The 16,347-nt window shown below is 37.4% G+C and carries 13 protein-coding genes and 2 tRNA genes; 9 read left to right on the top strand and 6 right to left on the bottom strand.

Annotated features, from left to right (window positions below; translation table 11 throughout):
* The first annotated feature begins 248 nt into the window (after positions 1–248).
* Positions 249–1,256 carry a pyruvate dehydrogenase (acetyl-transferring) E1 component subunit alpha gene (gene pdhA, locus FLEMA_RS71600; RefSeq protein WP_044172537.1) on the top strand — a complete coding sequence of 336 codons (1,008 nt, stop codon included), beginning with the start codon at positions 249–251 and terminating at the stop codon, positions 1,254–1,256.
* Between the two features lie 101 nt (positions 1,257–1,357).
* Here pdhA and FLEMA_RS0137475 read toward each other — a convergent pair whose 3' ends face one another.
* Entirely contained in the window at positions 1,358–1,702 is a 345-nt protein-coding gene (locus FLEMA_RS0137475; RefSeq protein ID WP_026996608.1) for an arsenate reductase, read from the bottom strand.
* Positions 1,703–1,704: 2 nt separating this feature from the next.
* Complete coding sequence (gene uvrB / locus FLEMA_RS0137480) at positions 1,705–3,735, bottom strand: excinuclease ABC subunit UvrB (RefSeq protein ID WP_026996609.1); 2,031 nt, start codon at positions 3,733–3,735, stop codon at positions 1,705–1,707.
* Between the two features lie 147 nt (positions 3,736–3,882).
* On the opposite strand from uvrB, the gene FLEMA_RS71605 reads away from it, so the two are divergent.
* On the top strand, positions 3,883–4,731 hold the full coding sequence (locus tag FLEMA_RS71605; protein WP_052354172.1) for a glycoside hydrolase family 16 protein: 849 nt from the start codon (positions 3,883–3,885) through the stop codon (positions 4,729–4,731).
* A gap of 107 nt (positions 4,732–4,838) precedes the next feature.
* On the opposite strand, the gene mazG is transcribed toward FLEMA_RS71605, so the two are convergent.
* Together mazG and FLEMA_RS0137520 are read right to left on the bottom strand one after the other, a co-directional pair.
* Positions 4,839–5,654, bottom strand: a complete 816-nt coding sequence (gene mazG / locus FLEMA_RS0137510) for a nucleoside triphosphate pyrophosphohydrolase (RefSeq protein ID WP_026997903.1) — start codon at positions 5,652–5,654, stop codon at positions 4,839–4,841.
* A gap of 184 nt (positions 5,655–5,838) precedes the next feature.
* On the bottom strand, positions 5,839–6,498 hold the full coding sequence (locus FLEMA_RS0137520) for a thioredoxin family protein (RefSeq protein WP_229359482.1): 660 nt from the start codon (positions 6,496–6,498) through the stop codon (positions 5,839–5,841).
* 624 nt (positions 6,499–7,122) lie between these two features.
* Between FLEMA_RS0137520 and rplU the strand changes: the two genes are divergently transcribed.
* Positions 7,123–7,434, top strand: a complete 312-nt coding sequence (gene rplU, locus FLEMA_RS0137540; protein ID WP_026996613.1) for a 50S ribosomal protein L21 — start codon at positions 7,123–7,125, stop codon at positions 7,432–7,434.
* 80 nt (positions 7,435–7,514) lie between these two features.
* On the top strand, positions 7,515–7,769 hold the full coding sequence (gene rpmA, locus FLEMA_RS71610) for a 50S ribosomal protein L27 (protein ID WP_044172539.1): 255 nt from the start codon (positions 7,515–7,517) through the stop codon (positions 7,767–7,769).
* A gap of 44 nt (positions 7,770–7,813) precedes the next feature.
* Here the strand turns inward: rpmA and FLEMA_RS0137560 are convergent, their stop codons facing one another.
* A complete protein-coding gene (locus FLEMA_RS0137560; RefSeq protein ID WP_026996614.1) occupies positions 7,814–8,461 on the bottom strand; it encodes an NAD(P)H-binding protein in 648 nt (215 codons plus the stop codon).
* Positions 8,462–8,474: 13 nt separating this feature from the next.
* Positions 8,475–9,212: a glycosyltransferase family 2 protein gene (locus FLEMA_RS0137565; RefSeq protein ID WP_026997904.1), complete on the bottom strand. Its 738-nt coding sequence runs from the start codon at positions 9,210–9,212 to the stop codon at positions 8,475–8,477.
* A 254-nt stretch (positions 9,213–9,466) separates the two neighbouring features.
* Here FLEMA_RS0137565 and FLEMA_RS71615 point away from each other — a divergent pair, with 254 nt between their 5' ends.
* From FLEMA_RS71615 to FLEMA_RS71625, 5 genes are all read left to right on the top strand, one after another.
* A complete protein-coding gene (locus FLEMA_RS71615; RefSeq protein WP_052354173.1) occupies positions 9,467–13,558 on the top strand; it encodes an AAA domain-containing protein in 4,092 nt (1,363 codons plus the stop codon).
* A 2-nt stretch (positions 13,559–13,560) separates the two neighbouring features.
* On the top strand, positions 13,561–14,436 hold the full coding sequence (locus tag FLEMA_RS71620) for a UbiA family prenyltransferase (protein ID WP_044172541.1): 876 nt from the start codon (positions 13,561–13,563) through the stop codon (positions 14,434–14,436).
* Between the two features lie 147 nt (positions 14,437–14,583).
* A tRNA-Gly gene (locus FLEMA_RS0137700) sits at positions 14,584–14,656 on the top strand.
* Between the two features lie 64 nt (positions 14,657–14,720).
* Positions 14,721–14,806 (top strand) — tRNA-Leu (locus FLEMA_RS0137705).
* 750 nt (positions 14,807–15,556) lie between these two features.
* Positions 15,557–16,144 (top strand): Crp/Fnr family transcriptional regulator, encoded by a 588-nt coding sequence (locus FLEMA_RS71625; protein WP_044172544.1) that lies wholly within the window; start codon positions 15,557–15,559, stop codon positions 16,142–16,144.
* The last annotated feature ends 203 nt before the right edge of the window (positions 16,145–16,347 follow it).

Here is a 16,347-nt window from a genome sequence, read left to right on the forward strand (position 1 = left end):
TGCTTGAGTTAATGTTTATGTCTAATAATCAACCGTCTATTGTGATATTTTTTTGGTCGGTTCTTGGTTTTGTACTAATTTCGCATTGCAAATTAACGCCTGTTTCGGGGGATTGCAAATCCTTGACAGCCCACATTCGGATTGCAGGTCCGGATGAGCAAGAGCGAATAAGACGTTGATTTTATTCCCTCATTTACTTAATCGTAAGATTCGACGCAAGTTAATCACTCATTCACTCATTTAGAAAAATGGCAAAGAAAGCTGAAAACAAAGTAAAATACTCGAAAGAGACCTACATGTACTGGTACGAGTCGATGGTACTCCAACGTAAATTTGAAGAACGTGCAGGACAATTGTATGGTCAGCAAAAAATTCGTGGTTTTTGTCACCTTTATATCGGTCAAGAAGCTTGTTCTTCAGGAGCTGCCTCGGCACTTCGTGAAGGTGATAAGTATATTACTGCTTACCGTGACCACGGTATTCCATTGGCTTTGGGTTCAGACCCTAACACAATCATGGCTGAGCTTTTTGGAAAAGCAACGGGTATTTCAAAAGGAAAAGGTGGTTCAATGCACATTTTTGATAAATCAGTTGGATTTGTAGGTGGGCATGGTATCGTAGGAGCTCAAATTCCTTTGGGGGCAGGTTTGGCTTTTGCTGAAAAATACAAGAAAACTGGTAACCTTTGCATTTGTTACTTTGGTGACGGTGCTGTTCGTCAGGGAGCTTTGCACGAAGCATTTAACATGGCTATGACTTGGAAACTACCTGCTATTTTTGTGGTAGAAAACAACGGATACGCTATGGGTACTTCCGTAACACGTACTTCTAACGTAACTGACCTTTATACTATTGGGGAGGCTTATGATATGCCATCTGAGCCTGTCGATGGTATGAATGTAGAGGCTGTACACGAGGCAGTTGCCCGTGCAGCTGAGCGTGCTAGAGCTGGTGAAGGACCAACTTTCTTAGAATTCAAAACGTATCGTTATAGAGGACACTCAATGTCTGACCCTCAAAAATACCGTACTAAAGAAGAGGTTGAAGCCTACAAAATGCGTGACCCAATCGAGCAAGTGAAAAAATCTATCTTAGATAATGAATTTGCTACAGAAGAGGAATTGGCTGCTATTGATGCTGCTATCAAAGTAAGAGTTGAAGCTTCGGTGAAATTCTCGGAAGAGTCGCCTTGGCCAGACCCATCTGAAGCATACAAAGATGTTTATGTAGAGGAATATCCATTTCCTGTAGAATAATAATATCTGAACGAAATATGCCCTCATGGTTTCTGTATGGTAGTGGTTTATCATACAAAAAGCATGAGGGCATATACTTTTTTCAGGGCAACACTCGCTTTTTACGACTGAAAGATACTTTGGTAAATTTCGGGCTTAAACCCAACTGCTATAACGGTATCTGATTCAAGGATAGGTCTTTTTATCACCGATGTTTGATGAAGCATCAGTTCTATAGCCGAAGCTTGGTCTGTGGCTTTTTGAGCATCTTCTAGTTTTTTCCAAGTTGTGCCAGCTTTATTGACCAATGTTTCCCAAGGGTATTTTTCTAACCATTCTTGGAGTTTTTCTATTGTAATACCCTCCTTCTTAAAATTATGAAATTCGTAAGGAATATTGTTGTCTTTTAGCCAAGTGATAGCCTTTTTTACGGTATCACAGTTAGGAATGCCATATATTTTGTACATAATTATGATTTGGTTTCTAATAATTTTTTAAGAGCCAACATTTCGTCACGAAGTCGAGCCGCAACAATAAAGTCTAGTTCTTTGGCTGCCTTGTCCATATCGGCTTGCACTTGTTTTATTTGTTTTTCTATTTCAGGTTTGCTCATATAAGCCATCACAGGGTCAGCGGCGAGCTGTAATTCTTGTGGTTCGGTATAATAATTGTTTTTGCTTGGCTTGCCCATCATATCGGCAATAGAGGTTTGTTCCATAATGGCTTGTTTTGAGCGTAAAATAGTTTTTGGCGTAATACCATTTGCTCGGTTATATTCCATCTGGATAGCTCTTCTTCTGTTGGTTTCTTCAATTGCTTTTTGCATTGAACCAGTCATACGGTCGGCATACATCAATACTTTTCCTTGGTCATTTCTAGCTGCACGGCCAATTGTTTGAATTAACGAGCGAATATCCCGCAAGAAACCCTCTTTGTCGGCATCCATAATGGCTACAAGCGATACCTCAGGCAGGTCTAATCCTTCACGGAGAAGGTTAACCCCTACCAAAACATCAAAAACACCAAGGCGTAATTCTCGAAGTATTTCAACCCGCTCCATTGCTTTAATTTCTGAGTGGATATAACGGCATTTTATTCCTACCCTTTCCATATACTTAGAAAGTTCTTCGGCCATTCTTTTGGTTAGAGTTGTTACCAAAACCCTTTCTTCTTTTTCTATCCGAATGTGTATTTCTTCTAAAAGGTCATCTATTTGGTTAAGGCTTGGTCTAACTTCAATCTCTGGGTCCAATAGTCCCGTTGGGCGAATGATTTGCTCTACCACAACGCCCTCAGAGCGACGCAGTTCATAGTCGGCAGGTGTTGCACTGACAAAAACCGTTTGTCCACTAATATCCTCAAACTCTTGGAAAGTTAATGGGCGGTTGTCCATTGCACTTGGCAAGCGAAAACCATAATCAACCAATGCTTCCTTGCGAGAGCGGTCGCCGCCCCACATAGCCCTTATTTGGGGCATTGTTACGTGGCTTTCGTCTACAACCAACAAGAAGTCTTCAGGAAAGAAATCTAATAGGCAGAAAGGGCGTTGTCCAGATTTTCGTCTGTCAAAATACCTAGAATAATTTTCGATACCCGAGCAATAGCCTAGCTCTCGCATCATTTCCATATCAAATTCTGTTCTTTGCTTAATGCGGTCGGCTTCCATGAGGCGACCTTCACTTTCAAAAAACTTAATTTGTGCCATCATATCATCCTGAATTTCGTTGATAGCCCTCATCAAAACATCTCGACCCGTTACAAATAAATTAGCAGGAAATATAGCAACTATCTTTTCATCAGATAATTTTTTACCACTTATTGGGTCGATTCGCTGAATAGCTTCTATTTCATCGCCAAAGAAAATAATTCTATAGCCAAAATCAGCATAAGGAACATGAATATCGACGGTATCGCCTTTTACCCGAAATGTACCTCTTTGAAACTCTGCTTCTGTGCGGGAGTACAGAATCTCTACGAGTCTAAACAAAAATTGATTTCGAGAAATAATCTCTCCAATGGCTATTCTCAAAATACTCCTTTTGTACTCGTCGGGGTTTCCCATACCATAAATACACGAAACCGAGGCCACCACAATAATATCTCTGCGTCCCGACATCAGCGAGGAGGTTGTCGATAAGCGGAGTTTATCAATTTCTTGATTAATAGCCAAATCTTTCTCGATATAGGTATTAGTAGTAGCAATATAGGCTTCGGGCTGGTAGTAGTCGTAATAAGAGATAAAATACTCGACGGCATTTTCTGGGAAAAACTGCTTAAATTCTCCGTAAAGTTGAGCTGCTAAAGTTTTATTATGGCTCAGAATCAGAGTTGGGCGATTAAGCTGAGCAATCATATTGGCAATAGTAAAGGTTTTTCCAGAGCCTGTAACGCCTAGTAGTGTTTGGTTGGCTTCACCCTTTTGGATGCCATCTACCAATTGGGCTATGGCTTGAGGTTGGTCGCCAGTAGGCTTATATTCTGAAGAAAGTTTAAAATCCATAAGGGTTATTTTTTAGAACTTATAAAGTTAAAAAAAGTGTTGGTAATTTTGGTCTTTACAAAACAATAATACAGTTTTGTGGGTAGTTACTAATAAAAGAACCACAATCATTATGGCGGCCTTTCCGCTCAAGGCCCTTAGTATTTTATGAAAATCATTCCTCTGTTAGTTTTTGGTGTTTTCTTGTTATCCTTTCGTTATCAACAACCTCTTGATTCAATAAGTTTGAACAAACATAACAAGCGTGCTGTATTTGACTCTATCCCCTTTTGGTATGACGAGTTTGATTATGAAGGATTGCCCGATCCCGAAAAATGGAACTATGCCGAAGGTGGCCATGGCTGGGGTAATGGCGAGTTTCAATATTATACGGCCAATCGCCTCAAAAATACACGAGTTGAAAACGGACGATTGGTTATAGAGGCTCACAAAGAGGATTTTGAGGGAAATACCTATACGTCGGCTCGGCTTGTTACCAAAGATAGACAGGATTTTGAATATGCCAGAATAGAAGTTAGGGCCAAATTACCCACAGGACGAGGTACATGGCCTGCTATTTGGATGCTGTCGTCTGAAAAGAAATATAGCCCCGATAATTGGCCAGAAAATGGTGAAATAGACATCATGGAACACGTTGGGTATAACCCAGGAAGCGTACACGCAACTGTACATACCTATTCGACATTGCGTATACCAGGCGATAACCCCCTCACTCGGAATATGATAGTTCCTGATTTTAACACAGCTTTTCATACTTATCGGGTAGATTGGTACCCCGAAGGTATAGATATTTTTGTAGACGATGAACCCTATTTTTCTTTCAAAAATTCTCAAAATGGCTGGGAGGAATATCCTTTCGACCATCCGTTTCATTTGTTGCTCAATATTGCAGTAGGCGGAGGCTGGGGAGGGCTTCGGGGCGTTGATGATAGTATTTTTCCACAACGAATGGAAGTAGATTATGTGAGGGCATATAAATACCTGCCCAATGAGTAAAGAAATGCCTAAAAAAAATAAAAACCCGAATGCTACAAGCTCACGGGTTTCTGGTTTCACTCTCAAAATTAAATTTTGAATCTTTGACGAGAGACGTATCTCTGCAATTATAGCCTTTTTGCCTCTTCCCAATACACATCCATTTCGGCTAGGGTCATATCTTGTAGGGTTTTCCCTGTTTCTTTTGCTTTTGATTCAATATGCTGAAACCTTTTAATAAACTTTTTATTGGTTCTTTCTAAAGCTGTTTCTACATTGATATTGATAAATCTAGCATAATTTACCAACGAAAATAATAAATCACCAAACTCGGCTTCTGCTTTTTCAGTATCAATAGCCGCATTGTCGTTTACATTAAATTCGGCTTTAAATTCCTGCATTTCCTCTTCTACTTTTTCCCAAACCTGGTGTTTTTCTTCCCAATCAAAGCCTGCACCTCTTGCTTTCTCTTGGATTCTCATGGCTTTTACTAGGGCTGGTAGCGAGCTTGGTACACCCGATAGTACAGATTTGTTACCTTCTTTGATTTTGAGGGCCTCCCAGTTTTGTTTTACTTGTTCCTCGTTTTCTACTTTTACATCACCATAAATATGTGGGTGGCGATTAATCAGTTTTTCACAAAGACTGTGTATTACATCGGCTACATCGAAAGTATTGGTTTCGGAAGCGATTTTTGAATAAAAAACCAAATGGAGCATTATATCACCAATCTCCTTTTTGATTTCTGTCATATCGCCTTCCAAAATAGCATCAGAAAGCTCATAAGTTTCTTCAATCGTTAAATGCCTCAGTGAATCAATCGTTTGCTTTTTATCCCAAGGGCATAGCTCTCGCAATTCGTCCATAATTGTCAACAAGCGGTCAAAAGCTAGTAATTGTTCTTGTCTTCTTTCTGGTAATGCGTCAATTTTTTTTCTTTCCAACTTGCCAAATCGTTTGGTTTGTTTGCAAAGTTAATGAATCTTATTTATAAAATCCCCAATGTATTATAGGACTTTTTGGGTTTTTGAGTATTGTTACTTATATATTTTCTTTATTATCAACAATCAGCACATAAAAAAGCCCCATTCTACACAGAATGAGGCTTTTGATACCTTCGTAAAAGTATTAGAGTCTTTTCCATTTAATGGCACAACCAACCGACTTTGTGGTATTTACTACTACAGGTCGATTAGAGAGCAAGCTATTTACGGCATCTTCAACATATTTTTTGGCAACGCCGTTGGCATCCTGAGTGTTATCGTCGATTGCACCAATGTATTGAACCGTAAAACGGTCACCTTCTTTTTTCAGAACAAATGCCGAAGGCGTTCTGCTTACCCCAAACGCCTTGGCAATATCTTGTGTTTCGTCTTGTACATAAGGAAACGAAAACCCTTTGCTTTGAGCAGCCAATTTCATATTGGCAAAGGAGTCTTCTTCATAAGCATTGGGGTCGTTGGGGTTAATGGCAATAACAGGATACCCCCTTGAGGCAAACTTATTGTTTAACTCCGAAATACGGCCTTCATAAGCTTTGGAAAACGGGCAGTGATTACAAGTAAAAATAACAATATAGCCTTTGGCCGAGCGGTTGTCGCTTAGCGATACCATTCTTCCATCCACATTTTTTAAGCGAAAATCGCTTACCGATTCCCCTATGTCATAGCCACGATTATCGGCTTGTTGATAATTGAAGGCAGAAATGGCTAGTATAGCTAGTACAAAAAGGCTGGCTATACTATAGAGATAGGTTTTTTTCATAATATATTTGATATGCTGATTCATGATTGAATGTCTTTTATACTTCGCTTCTAATATAACAACGATTAAATGCTTTTTTCCTCAATTCTACTTAAATATACAGTATTTGCTTCTGGTTTCTGACAGGTTGTGACTGCATAATTACATGATTTTTATAATCTTTTGAATATTTCCATTGTTTTGTTTTCTATCAAACGTTCAAAGGCTCTATTACGTACACAGACAATTGATAACTATTAGACGAAGTATTTTGCTAAAGTATCGAAATAGTATATATCTTTTATAATAGTACTAAAATAAGATGTTTTGTCAATGAATAAGACGTATAAATAGGTCTTAAACATCTGTTAAACAGATATTTGTTTGTAATATTGTGACAAATACTAAATAATATAAAATTAGTAATTAATCAAGAAATAAAAGCCACTATTTACTCAATATTGTTAAATTGAAGGATTTTATTTCTAAACTTTTGATTTTTAATCAATTAGAAATAAAAAAAAGTGAAAACTTGATTTCTATTTTTAAAAGTTAATTATTAACTTTGCATCCCTTTTTAGGGCAAATGAAAAATGTCAAATCGTTAATTAGCTAAACATCATTCATTTGCTTGTTGCATAGTTAGTTAACACAATAACACAAAAAAAAATGTACGCAATCGTAGAAATCGCTGGTCAGCAATTTAAAGTTGAGAAAGACCGTTACCTTTACACGCATCGTTTGGCGGGTGAGGAAGGCGCTGCACTAGTTTTCGACAAGGTACTTCTTGTTGATAATGAAGGAGACATCAAAGTAGGTGCTCCAACTGTAGAAGGTGCAAGTGTAAGTGGTAAAATTTTGGCTCACGTTCGTGGCGAAAAAGTTATCGTTTTCAAAAAGAAACGTCGTAAAGGCTACCAAAAGCAAAACGGCCACCGTCAAGATTTGACAAAAGTATTAATCGAAGGAATTACATTCTAATTAGCCTTAAGTTGATTGTATGTTTAAAAGCTTTTGGCTTTTATTGTATTTATAACTTATCGTAAAAAAATTACAAAGAAATGGCACACAAAAAAGGTGCGGGTAGTTCGAAGAACGGCCGTGAGTCACATAGTAAACGCTTAGGTGTTAAAATTTACGGTGGACAGCCAGCTATTGCTGGTAACATTATTGTTCGCCAGAGAGGTACTGCTCACAATCCTGGACAAAATGTAGGACTTGGTAAAGACCACACTTTGTTTGCTTTGATAGATGGCACTGTACACTTCAAGAAAGGTTTTAAAGGACGTTCATACGTTGAAGTATTACCTGCATAATATAAAAAAAGCTGGCTTAGTAATAAGCCAGCTTTTTTTATAAATTAGATTCCGGCAATTTTGTCAGATTCAATGATTTCGATAGATGGTGGGTTTTGGGCGTTGGCTCGACTTATCAACATTTTGACAATTTTATCTACATGTACGCCTCTGTATTTTTTGAGGCTTCCTAGCAGCAAAGGCTCAATAAGCTTTACCAAAATTATTCCAATTTTCTCCCCTATTCGCTTCTCTTGTCGGTTGCCCAAAATAATTGAAGGCCGAACACTCACAAAATGACTAAACTGTAATGATTTTAGTTTTTCTTCCAGATCGCCCTTGGTACGCAAATAAAAATTAGAAGACCGCTCGTCGGCCCCTATCGACGATACCAAAAAGTATTGCTCGATACCATTGGCTTTGGCTATTTTTGCTATTTCGTAAGGATAAGTACAGTCAATTTTGTATTGAACAGCTTTGCTACCCGCTTTTGCAAGGGTTGTACCCATAGCACAAAAAAGGATATCACCTTGAACCAAACTGCTGTCGGGATTATCAAAGTCAAATAATACTTGCTGTAGTTTAGGATGTTGGAGCGGTACTTTTGTTCGTACCAATAGTACAACGTTACTATAAGTAGTATCGGCTAACAAAGCCTTTGTTAGGGTACTACCAACCAAGCCTGTGGCTCCAATAATGATGGCCTTTTTCATGAATAATGATAAATTAACCCAACAAATGCCATTTGAAGCCCCATTTGGCCAAACGGTATTTGATGGATACTCTGAGTACACCCAAACCGTACTTTGAACTACGCATAAAGTTAATAGAAGATGCTTCGTCAAAATATTTTGTTGGACAAGTTACTTCTGCAATATCGAAACCATGCCAGAATATCTGAGCAATCATTTCGTTATCAAATACAAAATCGTCGTCACAACGCTCGAATGGTACTTTTTCTAGTACTTCTCTTGAGAATGCACGGTATCCTGTATGGTATTCTGATAATTTTTGACCTAATAAAATATTCTGAAATAAAGTTAGAAAGCGGTTGGCAATGTATTTATACATAGGCATTCCTCCTCTTAAAGCCCCCATACCCAAAATCCTTGAACCAAATACGACAGGATAAAGCTCGTTGCCAATAATAGAAATCATGGCTGTTAGCAACAAAGGAGTATACTGGTAGTCGGGGTGCAACATAATGACAATATCGCCATTGAGTTCTAGGGCTTTATTATAGCAAGTTTTTTGATTACCGCCATAGCCCTTATTTTTGTCATGTCTAATTACATGTTCAATCCCAAGCGATTTTGCTACATCAACGGTATTGTCTGGACTGTGGTCGTCTACTAAAATTACCTCATCGACAAGGTCGAAAGGAATTTCCTTATATGTTCTTTCGAGGGTTTGAGAAGCCTTATACGCAGGCATTACAACGATAACTTTCTTGTTGTTATACATTTTTGGAAAATTTTCTGTGTTATGCTAAATAACCAAGCAGATTTTATAAATGAAATATTCGGCAATTTATGATTTTGCAAATTTCTAAACAAAATAGATACCAAACTTATATTTGAGTCCATATTCTTGTCAATTCATGTAATTTTGACTAAAATATAATACGTTGCTATTGTGGAGAGCTGTTAATATAGGGTTTTGCCAGATAAGCGTGGGTAATAGCAAAAGAGTTTAACATTGAAAAATCGATAAAATACGTGATAGAATATTCCTTACAAACCATATTAAAAACTTATGCCAAGCGACTCACCAACCTGAGCTCGAAAAATAAGTCGTTACTGTTACTCAATTTACCCAACGAACAGTTTATAGATGTTCATGAACTTGATTTTTTACAAAATCAGCCTTCTTTTTCGATAATAGAGCAGTTGATTGCTCAAAAAAATGCAATATCGCTATGCGATACCCTCGACCCTCGCAACGAGCGTGTCAACGAGGTAAGCAAACGGCTCAAAAAAATTGCCCGAACCGAAAAGTTTATCGAGGATGAGCGAGGTGCAAAAGACTTATATGTGGGGTATCCAATGGTAAAAGGTAAACTCATGGATGGTACGCCTGTTCGTTGTCCGTTGTTGTTTTTTCCTGTAACACTTATTCAGAAAGTACAGAAACTTTCGCTCAATGCAGGATTAGATTCGGGTTCGGGTATTAAATGGCACTTACAACGCCGAGAAGAACCTGTTACATTCAACAGGAGTTTTTTGTTGGCATATTCACATTTTAACGAAATCAAGATTTTTGACAACTTCATAGAATACAGTTTTGAAGATTTCTCAAAAACTTCACTTGAGTTTCGTACCCAGCTTTATGAATTATTGAAGGTATCGCCTCTCAATGTTAATTTTAATCAGGAGCTTTTTACGAATCAGTTACATTTTTTTGAAAAGATGTTGAAAGCTGATTTAGAAACTACCGAGCGAAATGGCGAGCTAAAATTATATCCTCAGGCTGTTTTGGGTATTTTCCCACAAGCGGGTTCGTTTTTAGTACCCGATTATGAATACCTTTTGGCCGAATCCGAGCAAAATACCACAGGTTTATTTCGTGAAGGCGAAATGCAGTGGCTTATTCCTTCGATTCTACAACCACCACATTTCAAGATTCGAGAAGAAAAACTGATTACTCCTTTGCACATGGATGCTTCTCAGGAGCAAGTGCTTCGGGATATTAAATATGGCAAATCATTGGTAGTACAAGGCCCTCCTGGCACAGGCAAATCGCAATTGATATGTAATTTGATAGCCGACTTTACGGCCAGAGGCAAAACCGTTTTGGTGGTTTCTCAAAAACGGGCCGCCCTCGATGTCGTTTATGAGCGTTTAGCCAAAATTGGTATGCAAAACTTTGTAGGGAGTATACATGATTTTAAGAACGACCGCAAATACCTATACGACCAAGTTCTACATCAAATAGAGCAAATCGAGGCCTATAAAAGTCATAACTTAAGCCTCGATAGCATTTTTCTGGAAAGGACATTCGACCAAGAAAGTAGAAAAATAGATAAAATAGTAGAAGAGTTACAGGATTTTAAAGATGCCCTGTTCGATACGTCCGTTTGTGGGGTATCTGTCAAAGAGCTTTATCTTACCAGTTCGCCACAGCAGCCGTCGGTAGATTTAAGTACTTCTTATCAATATTTTAAACTAGACGAAATCGATGATTTTGTGAGTCGTCTCAAAAAATATTATCAGTACCAGCAAAACCTTACCGATACATCTATTGGCAAGCAGTTTTGGGATAAGCGTTTGCGGTTTAATACATGGGCTTTTTCAGAAAAGAAACTAATTCAACAGGCATTTGTCGATACTCTACAGAATATCCAGTCTACAGTTCAGCAGTTACATCTTTTGCTAGAAACACCACCGCAATATGAAGATTTAGGTTTGTTTGAACGAGAAAAAGACGCTGTTGTTTCTCTACAAAAAAAACTAAAAAACGAACGTGATTATCAGACATTTGTCTATAAAAGAAAACAAAAAATTACAATTCGGGTACATCAACTCAATCAGCTATTCGAGCAAGTAAAAGTATGGTTTGGAGGACAAGGTATCGAGGTAACATTACCTTCTAGCCAGCTATTGCCTTTTATGGGCAAGCTATCAGATGCCCTTGATGCCAAAACCCATGCTTTTGGGGGAATGATGTGGACACTTTTCTCAAAACAAAAAAAGGAAATTCAAGATGTTGTTTTGGCCAATGGCCTGAGTCTTTCCAACGAAGACCTACAAAAGCTTCAAGAGCGTCTTCACAACAGAATTGCTTTAGAAAAGTGGTGGCAAGAATGGAAATATCTTTTTGAAAAACAAACTCACAACGACACTCAGCCCGTATGGGTTGGCAAAGGTTTTAGGTGGTTTGAACGCCACTTTGAACAGCTTCGTCATGCCATAGAAGCAGACGAAATTTGGCAAAAATTACATCTTGGACTCTATCTTGATGTTCAAGTGTTGTCATGGAAAGACTTTAGCCAGGATTTGACAAACTTTTTGAACATTATACAGCCTTACACAGAGGCTAGTAAGATAGCCCACAAGTATTTGTCGGTAGAACAACAAAAAATGTTAATGTCGGTAAAAGCCTCACAGGCGGTAGATATTACCCAATATTTGGACGAACATTTCGATTTACTTCATGAAGCCGACCAAATACATCAGTCGTTTACTAAGCCCGAGTTGGAGCTTGTCGACAAGCTCCACGCATATCAAGATACTTCAGTTGAAAAAATAAAGTTATTGATAAATAGCCTAAAGCTAGCTTGGATAGATGCTATTGAGCAAAAATCGCCTATTTTGCGAGGGGTAAGCTCTTTGAAAATTACACAGCTCGAAGAAGACCTTCAAGCTGCTATTGAGAAAAAGCAACAATTGAGTAAAGAGATTTTACAAATGAAATTGCGGGAACAAACCTATAGCTGCTTGGAAGTAAACCGCCTAAAAAATGTAACAACCTATCGCGAACTTAAGCATCAGGTTTCTAAAAAAAGAAAAATATGGTCTATCCGTAAACTCATGGCCGAATTATCGGACGAAGTTTTCAACTTGATACCTTGTTGGTTAGCTTCGCCAGAAACCGTTTCGGCAGTATTTCCCCTAACCACCAATAATCTAGCAGTTTCAGGCAAAAATGACAAAGATTTTCATGCAGTAGTGTTTGATTTAGTGATTTTTGACGAAGCCTCTCAGTGTTATGCCGAGCAAGGAGTACCGTCTATTTTTAGGGGTAAACAAATCGTTATTGCAGGCGATTCAAAACAATTAACCCCTTCAGATTTGTACCGTGTACGCTTTGACGAAAATACCGATGATATTCCAGCTCTAGAAGTTGATTCATTTTTAGATTTAGGGTGTCAATATTTGCCACAATTACAGCTACAGGGCCATTATCGTAGCCGTTCGCTAGATTTAATAGATTTTTCTAATCAACATTTTTATAATAACTCTCTACAATTGTTGCCTACTTTTGAAGACATGAATCATAAAGAGCCTGCCATTGATTTTGTAAAGGTAGATGACGGTTTATGGCAAAATAATGCCAATTATGCCGAAGCTATGCAAATACTAACTACAGTGCAAGCTCTCAGAGACTCACATCCACAAAAATCAGTAGGAATAGTAACGTTCAATTTCAAGCAGCAAAGCCTTATTCAAGACCTGTTGGAACAGCATATCAACAGGCAAGACAAAGGCCCTCTGGAGGCCCACAAAGAGCCCATTTTTGTAAAGAATATCGAGAACGTACAAGGCGATGAAAGAGACATCATTCTTTTCTCTATTGGCTACGCACCAGATGCTTCAGGAAAATTTAGCATGAATTTTGGGACACTCAATGCTTCAGGAGGTGAAAACCGTTTGAATGTAGCAATTACACGAGCCAGAGAAAAGATAATTATCGTAAGTAGTATTTTGCCACACCAGTTGAATGTTGAAAACGCCACCCACGAAGGGCCAAAGCTATTGAAAAAGTATTTGGAATATGCCAAAAGGGTAGCCGATGGCTTGTACACCCCTACCGTTGTGCCATCGAAAGTATATTGGGCTAATTGGCTTTTGAAAGAACAATTAAGCAATAGTGTGGTTAATTATTTACAAGAATTACCCTTTGCCGATATTACCGTAAAAAGAGACCAACGCTATGATTCTTTAATCCTGACCGACGACGACCTATTCTATGAAGGTTTATCGGCCAAACAAACTTTTGCCTATATTCCGCAAAGTTTACGACAAAAAGGATGGAAATTTAGCCGTATCTTCAGCCGAGAGTACTGGAAAAATACAAAATACCCCAAATAACTATGAAAAATGTCTTATTGCACTTGAGAATACCCTTTTCTTTTTTTCTCATGCCTGTTTATTGGTTTGCTTTAAGCCAAAGCAACCTAAGTCATAGAGGTATTGCAGTAGGCATTTTTATCTTATTACATTTGTTTATTTATCCAGCGTCCAATGCCTACAATAGTTATTATGATAAAGACGAATCATCAATTGGTGGGTTAGAAAATCCACCACCAGTTTCCGAAAGCCTTTTTTATACAGCATGGATACTCGACATTATGGCCATTGTTGTAGCATGGGCTATCAGTGGGTGGATATTGGCACTGGCTTTATTGATTTACAGTAGTGTATCCAAAGCCTATTCAAACGAAAGGATTCGCTTAAAAAAATACCCTATTATTAGTTGGCTTACCGTAGGTATTTTCCAAGGAGCATTTACTTATCTTGCCATTATTCAGGCAGTCGATAATATAGCCTTATCGTCACTATGGCAATGGAAATACCTTTTCCCTGCCCTACTGAGTTCATGTAATTTACTTGGATTTTACCCCATGACTCAAGTTTACCAACATAAAGAAGATGCCAAGCGAGGCGACCTCACTATAAGTCGGTTATTAGGAATCCGAGGTACTTTTTTATTTACGGGATTTATTTTTTTGGTGGTAACGATCGGATTTTTTCTTTATTTTCAAAAAAACGAACTCTTCGGTATCCCCGTAATGGCACTTTATTTGGTAATTATGTCGCCAGTTTTACTTTTTTTTAATGGTTGGTTCTTAAAAATTCTCAAAAATGAGGACGAAGCCGACTTTAAAAATACTATGAAATTAAATTTAATAGGCTCTTTTTGTCTGAATACATTTTTTATATTACTTTTTTTGAAATTTTTTTTCTGATTTAAAGTTTGTGCAAAAAAATGATAATCAAATATTTATGTGTAACTTATAAGGTTATTTGAAAAAAAGTTGAAAAAATTTCTTTCAAACACTTGCACAGTAAAGTTATAACGCCTAATTTTGCATCACAATTCAACGGAATCGTAAGCGAAAGTAGCTCAGCTGGTAGAGCGCAACCTTGCCAAGGTTGAGGTCGCGGGTTCGAACCCCGTCTTTCGCTCAGCTAAAAAGCACCTTAAGGTGCTTTTTAAGTTTAGTAGGTAGAAGATTTATCTTCGACTGAAGCCAGGGTGGTGGAACTGGTAGACACGCAGGACTTAAAATCCTGTGAGCCGCAACGCTCGTACGGGTTCGATTCCCGTCCCCGGTACACCTAAGGCAATTAAGTGCCAAGCAAAAAGAGTATAAATAGCTAAATTTTAGCCGTTTATACTCTTTTTTGTTTCTAACAGATACCTTTTGTTATTTTTTATTTAAGCATAATATCGTCCCCCAATCGTCCTATCCCTACAAAATTAACTATTGATTTATTGTGTGAAAAATAAAAAAGAAATGCCGCTGATTATTCTGGTGGCATAACCGTCTTGCCCGAATATTTTCAGCAATTCATACTACGAAGTTTATTTTCCCTATAAGCTTAGGATAATAATGACTTATCGATATTTCTACTTCTTAGAAGTATCAATAACAATCTGTGACAAAGGAAAAGCTAAAGATTTTTTCTTCCTATTGGCAATAGAATAACCCTTCTTTTTGAATCTATGTCTTTATGAAGTATTACTATGCTTCAGGAAATAGGAAAATGGGTTTCTCTAATCAAAACATCATCTTTGTAGTCAAAAAAAATATAATTTAATTGAATATATTTTGACGTATACGCTGTATATTAGTAAAAAAAACACCTTACTAATCTAAATTCAACGCTTATGTATTTTGATAATTCATTTACTCCAAACCAAATTCTTATAAGACTTCTTGAATGTATAGTGCCAACTTTTCCTATGTTATGGGTATCAGACAATCTGGGTACTTCTATAAATTCTAGTTAGCTACGCAAATATCACATATCCCTCTAGACATTTTATTGTTCAAACACTTCTGATTAAAAGACTATACCCGTATGAACTTTTTACATCAACTGATAAGTAATAATAGTACTACAGAGTTACTTGAAATCGAAAAATTAACGTCATGTTTTAAACTACATACTATATCTAGCGGAACAATATTGTTAGATGTAGGCCAAATTTCTAATAACATTTATTTTGTTAAATCTGGTACTTTAAGAGAATTCAAGTATACAGATGAAGATATAACATCTACTCTCTCCTTAATCCCCGAAAATAATTTTTCATTTATCCCTGATAGTTTTTGGAAAAAGAGTCCAACGATGATTGGCTTGCAGGCACTTGAAAAAGTAAAACTATACTCGATAACAAGAGAGGATTTGAATTATCTGAAACTAGAATTGAGCTTAGGCACAAAACTAGAATTGCTAATAAACTCAAATGTCCTCGCTAGAACTTTATCCTATTGTTCCATTTTACGTGAAACACCAGAAGTTAGACTAGAATGGTTTAATCAATTTTATCCTGGGCTATCTAATCGAATCCCACACAAATATATTGCATCTTATCTAAATATTAGACCTGAAACATTAAGTAGAATAAGAGGTAGATGCTCTAATAGTAGAAAAAATATGGTGTAAATATGTATAATTCTACGCTTATATATTGATTTGAGTCAATTGATTTAATGATTTGAAGCAATTTGAATTCATGTTCAGTTAGCTTAATTTTGAAATCAAGCAAGCGAATGATTCACTTGTGAGTTCTTAAATCAAACCTTCTAAAATTTAACTTATTATGAAAGCGAAACTTTTCTTAGCGTTATCTGTAGTAGCATGTGCAG

The organism is Flectobacillus major DSM 103 (assembly GCF_000427405.1).
Classification (GTDB): Bacteria; Bacteroidota; Bacteroidia; order Cytophagales; family Spirosomataceae; genus Flectobacillus; species Flectobacillus major.